This is a genomic window from Pseudomonas atagonensis, from assembly GCF_011369485.1.
GTDB lineage: Bacteria > Pseudomonadota > Gammaproteobacteria > Pseudomonadales > Pseudomonadaceae > Aquipseudomonas > Aquipseudomonas atagonensis.
In genome coordinates this window covers 83,003-98,455 of record NZ_VXCA01000028.1, presented here as the reverse complement: position 1 = coordinate 98,455, position 15,453 = coordinate 83,003, and the positions used below count along the sequence as shown (strand labels likewise).

At 61.5% G+C, this 15,453-nt stretch carries 3 protein-coding genes; all 3 read left to right on the top strand.

Annotated elements, in window-relative coordinates:
- Positions 1–350 precede the first annotated feature (350 nt).
- The 3 genes from F2P67_RS20620 to F2P67_RS20610 all read left to right on the top strand — a co-directional run bounded on the left by F2P67_RS20620 (position 351) and on the right by F2P67_RS20610 (position 15,380).
- A complete protein-coding gene (locus F2P67_RS20620; protein WP_166222989.1) occupies positions 351–1,463 on the top strand; it encodes a substrate-binding domain-containing protein in 1,113 nt (370 codons plus the stop codon).
- Between the two features lie 95 nt (positions 1,464–1,558).
- Positions 1,559–2,683 (top strand): substrate-binding domain-containing protein, encoded by a 1,125-nt coding sequence (locus tag F2P67_RS20615; protein WP_166222986.1) that lies wholly within the window; start codon positions 1,559–1,561, stop codon positions 2,681–2,683.
- A gap of 196 nt (positions 2,684–2,879) precedes the next feature.
- Positions 2,880–15,380 carry a filamentous hemagglutinin family protein gene (locus F2P67_RS20610; RefSeq protein WP_166222983.1) on the top strand — a complete coding sequence of 4,167 codons (12,501 nt, stop codon included), beginning with the start codon at positions 2,880–2,882 and terminating at the stop codon, positions 15,378–15,380.
- Positions 15,381–15,453: the final 73 nt, after the last annotated feature.

Genomic DNA, 15,453 nt, shown 5'->3' with positions numbered 1-15,453 from the left:
AAATAATTCAGCATTTTTGCAAAGGATTCTCCATCACCCGAGCCTCGATCCGGCCATCCTCGGGTTCTCCTTTCTGTCATCTGCAACGGCCCTTCAAGGCCTGTGGCCGGTTCCCTCGAAAAGCTTGTTTCAGACACTCCGCACAACAACCAGAACACCCGAGAAAATCCCTCGAAAAACAGCCTGCACCTCCCGAGGTTTTTTCCTTTATCTGTCACCGGAAACTGCGAATTTCTCAGTGCGACTTAACCACGGACCCCGCTTGCGAAGGTCAGCGGTGAGTCTTCCCAGTGTCATGCAAGACCCCTGAAAACCTGTGTTCACAACCAACGTTGAAAAGGAGATTCTTCATGTTCAAGCGCACTCTGATCGCAGCTTCCCTGACCGTTGCCGCTCTGGCTTCCGCTCAAGCCATGGCCGTTACCGGTGGTGGTGCAACTCTGCCAGCCGCTCTGTACAAAGGTTCTGCCGACAGCATCCTGCCAGCCAACTTCAGCTACGCGGCCATCGGCAGCGGCGGTGGCAAGACCGCTTTCCTGACCAACAACCCGGCTGGCTTCAGCACCACTGGCACCGTGCACTTCGCCGGTAGCGACTCGATCCTCAGCGCTTCGGAACTCAGCACCTACAGCAGCACCTACGGCGCTTCGTTCGGTCCGCTGATTCAGCTGCCTTCGGTTGCCACTTCGGTTGCCATCCCTTACAAAAAAGCTGGTCAGACTGCTCTGAACCTGACCAGCGCTCAGCTGTGCGATGCCTTCTCCGGCGCCAAAACCACTTGGGGCGCGCTGCTGGGCACTGCCGACACCACTCCGATCCGCGTCGTTTATCGCAACGTTTCCAGCGGCACTTCGGAAATCCTCAGCCGTCACCTGAACTCGGTCTGCCCGACTCAGTTCGCTACCAACTCCACCTTCACCAACGCTCGTCTTCCAGCCGGTTCGGCGCTGCCTTCGAACTGGGTCGGCGTTGCCAACACTTCCGATGTCGCCACTACCGTGAACGCGGTTGACGGCTCCATCGGTTATGTCGGTCCGGACGGTGTCGACGCTACCAGCAACGCTGTTGTTGCCCGCGTCAACGGTGTTCAGCCGACTTCGCTCAACGTGACGCTGGCGCTGTCGTCGGTGACCCCTCCATCGTCTGCTGTCGATGCTGCCGACCCATCCAAGTGGTCGCCAGTGGTTGCCAACCCGACTTCGGGTTACAAACTGGCTGCTTACACCAACTTCATCTTCGGTCAGTGCTACAAGGATGCAGCCGTGGCCGCGGACGTTAAAGCCTTCCTGACCACTCACTACAGCAACCCAGGCAACAACACTGCGACTCAGGCACACAAGTTTGTCGCTGTGCCTAACGCCTGGAAAACCGCTGTAACCGCCAACTTCATCACCAACACCTCGGGCAACAACCTGGACATCAACAACACCACCGTGTGCAACACCATCGGTCGTCCGTTGTAAGCAGGTTGGTTTAGTTAGCTGTAACGGTGGCAGCCCTTCGGGGCTGCCATTTTTTTTGGCTCCCGTTCGGGGGGCATTCGATAAGGAGATTGAAAATGTTCAAACGTATTGGAGTGGCCGCACTGGTATCGGCGGCGCTGGTTTCGGGGCAGGCGATGGCGGTGACGGTGATCGGAGGTGGGGCAACCATCCCGGCGAAACTTTACAGGGGCTCGGTGAACAGCATATTGCCGGCCACCTTCAACTACGCCGCAGCAGGTAGCGGTTACGGAAAACAGGCCTTTCTGACTAACGATCCCATGCGTCTGGCTCAAACCGGGACGGTGCATTTTGCGGCCAGTGATTCCACACTGACGGCCTCGGAGCTTTCGACCTATAGCACCCAATATGGGGCTTCATACGGTCCATTGATCCAGCTACCGTCGGTTATCACGTCCGTGGCGATCCCTTATAGAAAGTCTGGCCAGACTGCTCTGAACCTGTTTGATAATCAGCTTTGCGATGTGTTTTCCGGTAATAAAACCACGTGGGGTTCTCTACTGGGCACCTCGGACACCACCCCTATTCGCGTTGTCTTCCGGAAGGAGGCGAGTGGCGCTACGGAGATTCTGACCCGCCATTTGAGCTCGATCTGCCCAACGCAATTCGTGACCAATGCGCGATTCACTGTCGCACGCATCCCCTATTCCTCAATACCTGCAAATTGGGTAGCGGTGGAATATGACCAGGATGTCGCAGAAGCCGTAAACGCTGTCGATGGTTCCATCGGATATGCCGGCCCGGATAACGTTGATGCAACGAGCAACGCGGTTGTTGCTCGCATCAATGGCATCCAGCCGACGAACCCTAATGTCCTGTTGGCGTTGGTGAGTTTAAGTCCACCGACGACAATCTTTGATGCGGGTAATCCGGCCAAGTGGTCGCCAGTGGTCGCTAACCCGACTTCGGGTTACAAACTGGCTGCCTACACCAACTTCATCTTCGGCCAATGCTATAAAGATGCTGCGGTTGCAGCGGAAGTTAAGGCCTTTCTGGCAGCTCACTACAGTATTCCCGGCAACAACGTCGCGACGCAGGCCCATAAATTCATTGCCATGTCTTATGCCTGGAAAAACGCGGTCATCGCCAACTTCGTCACTAACACCACCGGCAATAACCTCGATATCAACAACCCCAGCGTTTGCAACGGCATTGGCCGGCCTCTAAACGACAAATCTTGAAACCCAATGGCGGCCCTTTCTGGGACCGCCATTTTATTCGCCCGGCATTCGGTCCCGCGGATTGCGCGAATACTCCCCCAACATGAAGTTTGTGTGACATCCGTTCGGTCGCGCCCTTCGCCAACTGCCTATGACGTAACAGCAGGTTTTTGCACGCCTGCGGCCTTGTGTGGCAATCAAAAAGGATCTCGTAGTGATGCTCGCTCGCCCATCCCGTCGTCGTACCAACGTTCTGTCCTCCAAGCGTGAAACCGGGGAGCCGTCGCTGTGGCTGCTCAAACCGTTGGCGCACGCGGTGGCGTTGTGTCTGGTGGCGGGTAGCGCGCAGGCGCAGACGGCGTTCAGCTCGGGTTGGTTTGCTGCCAAGGGCGCGGCGCAACAGGCTGCGGCAGCACGCCCGAGCGTGGGTGGCTTGCCGGGCATGACGCCGCCGCTGGCCCAGCAGCAAAAGGCCAATGCGCAGTTACAGCGTTCGATTCAGACTCTGAACAACACGGTCGCTGCGATTGCCGCTCAACAGGCGGCGCAGGCGGCCGGACGCGCTGCTGCATTGGGCACGGTGCAATTCGTGCCGGACGGCCTGGGCGAGGGCGGTTTGAAAGTCGACAACAGCCTGACCCAAGGCTGGCAGAACGCGAAGGGCCCGCAGCAGACCCAAGTCGATGGCAAAACCACGGTGACGATCGAGCAGACTGCCGACAAGGCCATTCTCAACTGGGAAACCTTCAACGTAGGCCGCAACACCACGGTCGATTTCGCCCAGCAGTCGAACTGGGCGGTGCTCAACCGGGTCAACGATCCGAACGCCCGGGCCAGCCAGATTCAAGGCCAGATCAAGGGCAACGGCACGGTGATGCTGATCAACCGCAACGGCATCGTGTTCAGCGGCAGCAGTCAGGTCAACGTGCGCAATCTGGTGGCGGCTGCCGCCAATATCACCGATATCCAGTTCCGCGATCGCGGTCTGTATTTCGACAGCACCGGCACTCAGCCGACCTTCACCGACGCTGCCGGCAAGGTGCTGGTGGAGCGCGGTGCGTCGATTGAAACCCACAAACCGGCGGCTTCCACCGATGCCGGCGGCTATGCGCTGCTGCTCGGCAACGAAGTGCAGAACGACGGCAGCATCAACACCGCCAAAGGCCAGACCGTGCTGGCGGCCGGTGACCGCTTCTACATCCGCAAGGGCTCGGGCACCGAAGGCAATGCGCTGTCGACCACCTTCGGCAGCGAAGTCATTCCGGGCTTCAAGGCCGGTGCCGTTGCGGGCAAAGTCACTAACAACGGACTGATCCAGTCGTCGACCGGCGACATCACCCTTACCGGCCACGAGGTTGTGCAAAACGGCGTATTGCTCGCCAGCACGTCAGTCGCGACGCGGGGCACGATTCACCTCTCCAACCCGATCACCGATACCAACGGCAGCGTGACGTTGGGGCAGGGCAGTGCCACGGCGATCATGCTCGACAGCAGCGACATGACCGCCCTCGACAGCCAGCATCAGGCCGCGCTGACGGGCGTCACGGCCAACAACCGGATCCGTGGCGACCAGTCGCGCATCGAGATCCAGAGCGGCGGCAGTGTCGAGTTCCAGAACGGCTCCATCACCCTGGCCACCGGTGGTCAGGTCGCGGTCAGCGCACAGCGCCGCAGTCTGGTGCGTGACGGCGCGATGATCGATGTGTCCGGTGCCATCGGCGTCAAAGTGGCAATGGAAAACAACAGTATCAAGATCAACGTGCAAGGCAACGAGCAGCGCGATGCGTCGGTCAACCGCGAGAAAGGCGCGCTCAACAGCAACGACATCTGGGTCGATGTGCGCGAGCTGGTGTATGTGCCGGCCGGCACCAACGGCTACGCCACGGATCGTTGGTACACCGCCGGTGGCCTTTTGGAAGTCGGTGGTTATCTCGGCACCCAGGGCCACAGCGTCGGCGAATGGATGGCCCAGGGCGGCACGGTGAGTTTCGCCGGCAACGACGTGGTGACGGAAAAAGGCTCGCTGATCAACCTGTCCGGCGGCACCCTGGATGTGCAGAGCGGACAGATCCGCCAGAGCTGGCTGCGCGGCGCAGACGGGCGCTTGTACGAAGTCTCTCGTGCGCCGGGGGATCTGCTCTACACCGGGTTGTACAAAGGTTATGAAGACAGCAGCGAACGCTGGGGCCAGACCAGTTATTTCTACAACCCGCTGATCGCCCCGCGTTCACGTTTCGAGTCGGGTTACACCGTGGGCCGCGATGCCGGGCAACTGGTGATTTCCACAGCCAACGCCGTGCTCAACGGGCAGATGATTGGCGATGTGTATCAAGGTGAACGGCAGAATCAGGCGCCGAAACCGGTGCTCGACGGCTATCAGCAGAGCCAGACCGCGTTGGCCCGGCGTGCGCAGTTGATCGTCGGCAGTTACGACCCGACCTTCGTCGCGGCGTCAAATGGGCTGCTCTATACCCTCAATCCGCTGCTCGATCAGGTACAGATCGGTGGCACGCGTCCGGTCGCCGGCAATGATCTTGATTTGACCGGCGCGGTGTCCGATACCCGCAAGGGTAAGCTGTATCTCGATAACGATCAGCTCAACGGATTTCGCCTCGGTGCGCTCAAGGTGTCGGCCAAGGATCAGGTCGTCGTTGACGGTGCGCTTACGGTCGACAGCGGTGGCGACATCACCCTGTACGCCCCGGATGTGCAGGTCGGCGCCGACCTGACCGCTCGTGGCGGCAGTCTGCGTCTGGGCAACGTACTCAATCAGTTCACTGGCGGTGCAAACACTGACACTCGTCTGGCGGCCAAAGCCGACAAAACGACGCAAACCCGCATCGCCGAGGGCGTGCTTCTCGATACACGAGGTCTGTGGAGCAACCTGCGCACCAACCCGGACGATAACGCCAGCCTGGCGTATCTGAACGGTGGCCTGATATCGATCCGCAGCAGCGGTGATATCGATGTCGCTACCGGCAGCCTGCTCGACGTTTCTTCCGGTGGCGCCGTACTCGCCAATGGCAAGACCCGGGATGGCAAGGGCGGGGATCTGACGCTGGAATCGAGCGCCATTTCCGCGCCTGGCAAAACCCGTCTGAACCTCGATGGCGAACTGCGCGGTTACGGCGTCACGGGCGGCGGCACCTTGACGGTGCAGGCCAACAAAATACTGGTCGGGCAAACGGATAAAACCCTGGCAGACAACACCCTGCAACTGTCCAGCGACCTGTTCAGCAAGGGATTTTCCGCCTACAACCTGATCGGTCTGAGCGGGCTCGACGTTGCCGAAGGCGCCGCGATTGACGTGAACATGCCGGTCTACCGTTTCGGCGATGCGGCACCGAACGAGGTCAGCGGCGTTGACCCGCGAACGGCGCTGGAGCTGTGGACCCCGACACTGTTCCAGGAAAACCCGACCAAGGGCGTACTGACTCAGCGCGGCGGCGCCAGCCTGACACTGCAAGGCGGCGCGACGCTGGTCGGGCTGATCGATGCCGCCAACAGCACCTTGACCCTGGGCCGAGGCTCTCGCATCAGCGTCGACCCAGGCCAGAGCATCAAACTGCGCGGCGCCGGGCAGATCACCGTTGAAGGTGAGCTGAATGCCTGGGGCGGCACCATCGATATTCGTCAGCAACAGTTCGGCTCGATCCAGCCGGCCACCTCCATTCAAGTTGGGGATCCGAACGCACATGACCGCTCGATCTGGATCGGCGAGCAGGCCGTGCTGGATGTCGCCGCGCGCACCAATACAGCGACCGACACCCTGGGCCGCACTTACGGGCAGGTCGGCAAGGGCGGCAGCATCATCATCGGCGGCGAGATCGATTCGAAGCTGGCAACCGCCACGGCCGCCGATGCCTACGTGATTGTGCGCCCGGGCGCGCGGCTGGATGCCTCAGGCACCGAGGCCGTTCTTGATATTGCCGGTCAGGGCCCGACCCGCGTCGCAACGGACGGCGGGCGTATCAGTTTGAGTTCTTATAACGGTTTATTCGTTGAAGGCAACTTGCGTGCGGCGGCGGGTGGCGTGGGTGCTGCCGGTGGTCGTCTGGAGCTGGCGCTGGAGACACCGCTGTATTCCGACTCGGCGAGCAACGCGGTGCGGGCACCGAGGGAAATGATCATCGGCCAAGTGGCAGAGAACGCGCTGTTGCCCGCGAATCTGCGACCCGGCGAAGGCGCCGATGGCTTGCGTTACGGTCAGGGCCGCCTGAGTGCCGATAACTTGATGACGGGCGGTTTCGACAATCTCAGCCTGCTGAGCAATGGCCTGTTGTCGTTTGATGGTGACGTCAATCTGCGCATGAATCAGAGCCTCAGTCTGTTCGCCGGAGCGCTGTCGCTTGCCGAGAACTCCAAAAGCACGGCGCGGGTTGATTTGAGTGCGCCGTACCTGCGTCTGTCAGGGGTGGGGAGCTACTTTGCCGGCTTCAGCATGATGCGCCCACGATTGCTTCCTGGCCCGACGACCCGGTTGTCCGACGCGACGTTCAATGCCTCCGCGAACTTGTTGGATGTAAGCAATGGCCTGTCCTTCGGGACTCGGGGTTCGATCCTGCAACGGCAGGCGCCGGCCATTGAATACAGCCGTCGGGCTTTCGGTCTGGTGAGCCTCGACAGCAGCGGCGACCTGCGTTTCCTCGCGCCGAACGATGGCGCTGTGGGCACCCGTTTGTGGACGCCAGGCGACTTGAACCTAGGGGCTGCGCAGATCTATCCCGCCACCGGTATTCAGGCCGAGGTGCGCGTCGGATATCAGGGCGAGGTTCCGGTTTCTCAACACACCTTGCGGATCAGCGGTCACGGGGCTGCACCGGCTGCAGTGCCGTACTCGGCATTCGGAAAGCTGATTTTTTCTGCCGCCTACATCGAGCAGGGTGGTGTCTTGCGTGCACCGCTGGGCAAGATCGTATTGGGTGACGATTTGCTCAGCACTACTCGCGAGGTTCATCTCTTGCCGGGCAGTCTGACTTCGGTCAGCGGTGCCGGCCTGGTCATGCCATACGGTGGCACCACGGACGGAATCGACTATCGCTACAACGGCAAATCCGTGGTGCTCGACGGCATCTCCGGCGAAACATCAGGCGTGTCGATCGGCACGCAGTTCGCCGATGTGCAAAGCGGCGCGGTCATCGACCTGTCCGGTGGCGGGGATCTGCGCGGCGCCGGTTTCGTGTCCGGTCGTGGTGGCTCCACCGATGCGCGTTTCAACCCGCTGGTGCGCAATGCGGCTGATGGCACCTTCAGCCTGCCGGGGCTGGCGAGCAACCCGGTCTATGCCATCGTGCCAGGCAATCAGAGCAGCTATGCGCCGATGCTGGCCGAGGCGGGTGCGGTCGATCCGCGCATCGGTCAGCAGATCACCATTGGTGCCGGCGTGCCGGGGTTGGCGGCGGGTACTTACACGCTGTTGCCATCAACGTTTGCCTTGATGCCCGGCGCGTTCCGGGTTGAGGTGAACGGTCAGGCGACGCCCGGCGTGACAACTGGCGCGCTGGCGTTGCGCAATGGTTCATGGACCAGCAGCGGGCAGATGTCGATTGCCAATACCGGCCTGCGTGACAGCCTGGCCAGTCAGGTGATTCTCACGTCTGCCGACGTGTTGCGTCGTTACTCGCAGTACAACGAAACCGGTTTCACCCAGTTCATCCAGAGCGACGCCGCCCGGCGCGGTGTGCCACGCGCGCTGACACCGATGGACGGCAAGATACTGGATCTGCGTCTGGCCCCCGGCGGCAAGCAAGACATCGCTCTACAATTCAACGGGCGCGCACTGTTCGACGCTGCCGAGGGCGGTATGGCCGGCACGGCGGTGGTACGTGGCGGCTACGCCGGCAGCAGCTTCGAGATACTGGGCGCGGGCCGTGCATCGACAACTGGTTTCAACGGTGTGTCGCTGTACGCCGACACGCTCAACAGTCTCAACGCGGGGCGGCTGACCATCGGTGCGATGCCGAATGTCTTGTACAACACTACCGCCAACGTCATCGGTTTCCTGGGCACCAGTGAAAACATTGTCTTGCGTGAAGGGGCGATTCTGTCTGCGCCGCAGGTTTTGCTGCGCACCACCTCAACGCTTGGCGGCATCACGGTCGAGGCGGGGGGCGGGATCAATACGCTGGGGCGTGGCAACGTGACCTATGACTCAATGGCCGGTTTCGTTTATGAGCCGAAAGCCTCCAGCGTGTTGCTCGTTTCCAACGGTTGGACCCAGGTACTCGCGCCGGAGCGGGCCAGTGACATCACCGGAGCGGGCAGTATCCGGATCGGCACTTGCGCAACGAGTGTGTGCAGTAATCCGGCTCTGCTGTATTCGAACGGCAGCATCACTGCCGCCACGGATAACCAGTTCGAACTCGGTGAAGCGGTGCGTTTCGGCACCCGTCATCTGGCATTGTCGGTCGGCTCGGTCAATGCCGGCAGCGCCGATGCACTGGCGGCGGCAGGCAGCCGCGTTCCCGCCGGCCTCACGCTCAACCAGAACGTACTCGACCGTTTGCTGCGCGGAGATACGCAGTTTGGTGCGCCGGCCCTGGAAACCCTGAGCCTGACCACCCGCGACGCCTTCAATTTCTTCGGCAGCGTCAGCCTCGACACGATCGATCCACAGACCGGCCAGAGCAAACTGCAGAATCTGGTGCTGGTCACTCCGGCGATTTACGGTCTGGGCAACGCCAGCGACGTGGCGAGTATCCGGACCGCCAACCTGATCTGGAACGGCGCGACCCAAAGCCCCGGCAGCGTCATCACGGGTGGCGCGGGCACCGGCAGCGGCACGCTGGACATTCAGGCCCAGCGTATCGAGCTGGGTTATGGCCCGATGCCTCAGGCCAGCGGGCTGGATCAGAACAATCGCCTGGCGCTGGGTTTCGCCAACGTCAACCTGAGCGCCAGCGACCGCATCACCGCCAATCACAAGGGTAGCCTCGCGGTGTATCAGGAGCAGGGCGCTTACGATCCGGTCAAGGGTTACAGCTACAGCGGCGGCAATCTGAATCTGCGTACGCCGTTGCTCACTGGCGAGGCGGCATCAGTCAGCCTGCTCAAGGCCGGCAATAGCCTGACCTTGAGCGGCGCCGGGGCTGCCGGCGTGGCCAATGACCTGGGGGCGGAGTTGAACCTTGAAGCCCGCGATATCGTGCTCGACAGCCGCATCGCATTGGCCAGCGGCAAGCTGACGGTGAAGTCCGAAGGCGATCTGATCCTGGGCACCGGCGGCGTGCTGGATATGGCCGGGCGCACTTTGCCATTCAACGATGTCAGCAAGTACAGCTGGGGCGGCGACGTATCGCTGTACAGCGCCAACGGCAATATCCGTCAGGCTGTGGGCTCGCGGATCGATCTGTCGGCGAGGAACAATCAGGCCGGTAACCTCAGCGTCGTCGCTCTGGCCGATGCGGCCGGGATGGTCGATCTGCAGGGCGAGATTGTCGGCGGCAGCAGCGGTTACTACGACGCCGGGGGCACTCTGGTGCCGTACAAGGCCGGTGGCGTGGACATTCGCGCGCAACGTCTGGGCGGTGACGCCACCGAGCAGTTCGCCGCACTCAATCAGCGCTTGAATGCCGGGCAGGTTTTCGGCAGCCGCAGCTTGCAGCTCAAGCAAGGCAACCTGGTGATCGGCGATGGTCTCAAGGCTGGCGAGGTCAATGTGTCGGTCGACAATGGCAGCCTGACGGTGGCCGGTCTGATTGATGCCAGCGGCGAACGTGTCGGCAGCATTCGTCTGTCGGCGAAAAACGGTCTGACTCTGGCCGGTAACAGCGTGCTCGATGCTCATGGCCGCGTGCTGCGGGTCGACAGCTACGGCAAGATCATCGATGCGCCGAACCGTGCCACGGTTGAACTGAGTTCCGGCGAGGGCTTGCTCACGCTGGCGAGTGGTGCCCGGATCGACTTGCGCCACGGCACCGATGCCGTGCCGGGTTTCCTCGCAGGACAACATGACGGAATGCTGCGCGGCACGCTGGAGCTGAACGCGCCACGTCTGGGCAGCAATGACATCGCCATCGACGCCAGCGGCGTGCTGAGCATTCAGGGCGCGCGTTCCATCGGCCTCAATGGCATGCGCCGTTACACCGATGCCCGTGATGGTGTCGATCAGGCCGTCAGTGGCCGGCCGTATCAGGTGATTGACAAGGTCATGCTTGACCGTATTCACGGTGACAGCGAAACCTTCATCAATGCCGCTCTGGGCAACAACGATCTGCTGCAACGCAAACTCGCCGGGCTGAACAACGCCACTTACGCTGACGCGTTCCATCTGCGCCCAGGCGTGGAAATCGCCAGCAAGACTGCCGACGGTGATCTGGTGGTGGAGGGCGATCTGGACCTTTCGGGCTATCGCTACGCCAGTCTCAATCCGCACACGCGACTGAACCCGTCGGTGTACGGCTCAGGGGAGGCCGGCAGCCTGGTGATTCGTGCCGGTGGCAACCTCGATATTTACGGCAGCATCAACGACGGCTTCGCGCCTCCACCCGAAACCACGGATGACGCCGGCTGGAAACTGATTGCCGGCGTGCAGCCGTTCGGTGGCGATCTGATCGTGCCGGGCAGTGGGGTGACGCTGGCCGAGGGCACGCAGTTTCCGGTGGGCGCGACGCTCAATTACGACGTGACGATTCAAGGCGCGAGACTGGCCAGTGGCACGTTGCTGCCGACCCAGGCGGTACTGGGCGAGGCTTATACGTTCAGCGCCGGTACTGTGCTGGCGGGGGCTATCCATGATGCCAGCGGAAATCTGTTGTACGCGGCGGGAACGTTGCTCAGCGAAAGTGTGACGTTGCCGGCGAACACTCGCCTGGGAGCCGGTATCAGTCTGAACAAGGCCACGAGCCTGCTGGCCATGACCTGGCCCAAGGGCGTGCCGCTGCCAGGGGTTTTCGACCTCGATCTTTCAACGGTTTCCGGTGTGAAACTGAGTAGCTCGCTGGCCTTGCTGCGTGGCTCGCTGATTCCTTCGATGACCGATGTAAAGCTTGCCGACGGTACTTCGCTGATCGAACTGCGTCCGTTCAACGGCACGCAGCAAGGCAAGAACTGGGCGGTGGCGAGCATGCTGCCATCGGGCAGTGCGTCGTGGTCGATGCGCGTGGTGGCGGGTGCCGATCTTGAAGCCGCAGACAGCCGTGCCGTGAAGCCCGTCACCACCGATGGCAATCTGCGACTGGCGGACACTCATTACGGTGTCACGCTTACCCAGGCAACGGGGATACTCGTCTGGGCACCGGGCAATCCGTATGACCTTCCGGGGTATTACCCTGTGCCCGATGACCAATTGGAGATCTGTGCGCAGATAGAAGGGCTCTGTGTGCCGATGGCACGCTGGGTATGGGCGCCGGGCAGTGGTCAAGGACCTGACTACGAACCCGTTCCCGAGGAGTATCAGGTCCTTTGTGAAATCTATCCGGAGTTCTGCATCGGCAATAATCCCGGCACAACCGCCAAGGCCCACAGCCAGATGTTCAGTGTGCTGCGCACCGGTACTGGTGATCTCGATCTGATGGCTGCCGGCAACCTGAGCATGGATTCACCGTTTGGCGTTTATACCGCCGGCACTCAATCAGCGAACGTCGATCCGTTGTACAACCAGAAACGCGGGCATCTCTCGAACAGTAATTCGGTATTGGGCAGCGCCGGTGCCGATTATGAAAAATGGGTCAACGGCGGCACCGACAGTCTTTACCAGGCCTGGTATCCGCAGATGGGCGGCAATCTGACGATCAACGCGGGCGGGTCTGTTTCGGGCGATTCGGTAGGGCAGAAAACTCGATCGACTTCAGGTGGAACCCGGGAGCAGATCGCAAGTGTCGCGGTTGGTAGCTGGCTGTGGCGCCAAGGCACGGACAACCCGGATATGCCCACGGCCTGGTGGATCAACTTCGGCAGCTATGCCACCCAATTGATGCCAGACACGAACACCAATACCGAACCGTACCTGGTCGGGTTCACCGGTTTTGGCACTTTGGGCGGCGGTAATATCAGCCTGCGGGCCGGTGGTGATGCCGGCATGCTCAAGCCGTTGGGGGATGCCGTGAACAATCCTCGAAGCCAAGGTCTGATCGTCGCGGTGGGCAGCACCGGTCGAGTCGCCAGCGATGGCAGCGTGCAGATGACCGGTGGTGGTGACATGGATATTCGAATCGGCGGTACTTTCAACCCGTCGCTGCAAGCGCGGGCAGGAGAAACCGGTATCGGCAAACCGGTCCATGATCTGCAAGGCGCGCTGATCAACCTGCGCGGCGCGGCACAGATGACGGGTGGAGCACTGGGTGGCATCAACCTGAAGTACGGCGCCAGCACCGTGGTCAATGATCTTCGGGAAACCCGGGCACTTGATCCGTTTACCTCGACCACCGGTAGCGCTTCCGGAGGCGTGGTGCTGATTCCGGGTGACGCGGGCATGAGCCTGAGCAGCCGTGGGGATCTGGTGTTGGGCGGTGCAGCGGATCCTGGGCGGGTGAGTCTGATGAACGCCAGCCCGACCATTTCCGCCGACGGAGGTGTTCAGCAGGGCGGCACCCTGAGCGGCTTCTCATTGTGGACTGACCACACCGCAATCGATCTGTTCTCGGCTGGCGGGAACCTGACGCCGGGCACACAGATATCCGAGTTCAATACCTCCAACGGCCTGATCACGGGACGCAATACCTCGCCTACCGATGGCCGGTTTGTCTATCCATCGATACTACGCGCGGTGGCGGGGCAGGGATCCATCTATGCAGGACCGTCCGCGACGTTCACTGGCGTGGATATCTACCCGCTGCAAGGTTACTCACTGCTCCTGGCACCGTCGAAGTCGGGACAGCTTGAACTGTTGGCAGGTGACTCTATCTACGCCGGTGGCTATGCGATCAACCAGTCGGGGGCTAGCCCGATGGCCATTACCACGCGGTTCAACCCGGCGTTCAACACGTATGCCAACAGCAACGCCAGTAAACCGCTACGCACCAACTACAGCGAGGATGGCGTGGCACCCCAGGGCAACATGCGATATCCGCTATTTGCCTTTGGTCCCGATAGCTACTCGGGTTTGAACGACGTACAGGGGCCGGCGCGAATCTACGCACTGACGGGGGACCTGGTGGGCGTTCGCAGTGGTGAAACGTTGAGCTTTTCCACTTCCAGACGCACCTGGTACGAAGCCGCTGGGCCCGTGTGGATGATCGCCGGTCGTGACATCGTCGCCTCCGGCACCACCCTGGGGCAGCCTACGGCAGTACCGAGTTCGGAAATAAGCAACGGCAAGGATGGCATTTCTTCCACCGGCAACCTGTTTGTCCACAATGATCCGCGAGACGTATCGCGAGTGTCGGCAGGCCGCGACATTCTCTACAGCAGCTTCGACATCGCCGGGCCTGGAACGCTGGATATCAATGCCGGGCGCAACATCCTGATGGAGAACCGCGCCAGTATTACCAGCCTCGGCTCGCTGGTGGCCGGCGATAAACAACCGGGCGCCAGCGTGGTATTGCAGGCCGGTGTAGGCGCGCAGGGGCCGGATTATTCACGGTTCATCGCCCGTTATCTGAACCCGCAGAACCTCGCCGACCCGAATGCGTCGCTTAACGGGCAGCCAGGCAAAGTGGTCAAGACTTACCTCGACGAATTGCAGAGCTGGCTGACCCTCGGCTACGGCTTCAGCGGCAACGCGGAACAGGCGCAAACGTTCTACGCCGCGCTGCCAAGTGCCGAGCAGGCGATCTTCGCCCGTCAGGTGTACTTCGCTGAATTGCGTGCCGGTGGCCTCGAATACAACGATGTCGATGGCCCGCGCAAAGGCAGTTACCTGCGTGGTCGCAACGCCATTGCTTCGCTGTTCCCGACAACCGATGTGGCCGGCAATCCCGTCCGTTATGACGGCGATATCACGCTTTATGGCGGCGCCGGGGTCAAGACGCTGTTCGGTGGCGACATCCAGATGCTCACGCCGGGCGGTGGCCAGGTATTCGGTATCGAAGGTGCGGCGCCGCCCTCCACGGCGGGGATCATCACCCAGGGTTCGGGCAACATTCAGCTCTACTCCCAAGGCAGCATTCTGCTGGGGCAAAGCCGGATCATGACCACGTTTGGTGGCTCGATCCTCGGCTGGTCCGCCGAGGGCGACATCAACGCCGGTCGCGGTTCGAAAACCACCGTGGTCTACACGCCGCCGAAACGCGTGTACGACACCTGGGGCAACGTGACCCTGTCGCCATCGGTGCCAAGCACCGGCGCCGGTATTGCCACACTCAACCCGATTGCCGAAGTGGCCCCGGGGGACATCGACCTGATCGCGCCGCTGGGCACCATCGATGCGGGCGAGGCGGGGATTCGCGTCTCGGGCAACGTCAACATCGCCGCGCTGACGGTGGTCAACGCCGCCAACATCTCGGTGCAGGGCAAGGCAACCGGCGTGCCGGTGGTCTCGGCGGTCAACACTGGAGCAATCACCTCGGCCAGCTCCGCCGCGTCGTCGGCGACTCAGGCTGCGGAAGACGTCGCCCGTCAGCAGCAAGCCGCATCGCGCCAGAATCAGGCTTCGGTATTCACCGTGCAGGTACTGAGCTTCGGCAACGAACAACTGGCCCCGAACCGCGACGGTGCAAGCCGCGCACCAGCGCCGGGTTACAACCCCAACAGCCCGGTGCAGGTGCTGGGCGCCGGGGCGCTGGATGAACAGGCGAAACAGCAGTTGACCGAGGAGGAGCGGGGGCAGCTGACGTTGTAAAAGACTCTCGTGTAGTACGCTTCGGGCGGCCAATTGGCCGCCCTTTTTTATGTTGAAGATGTCAGCCAGTTGA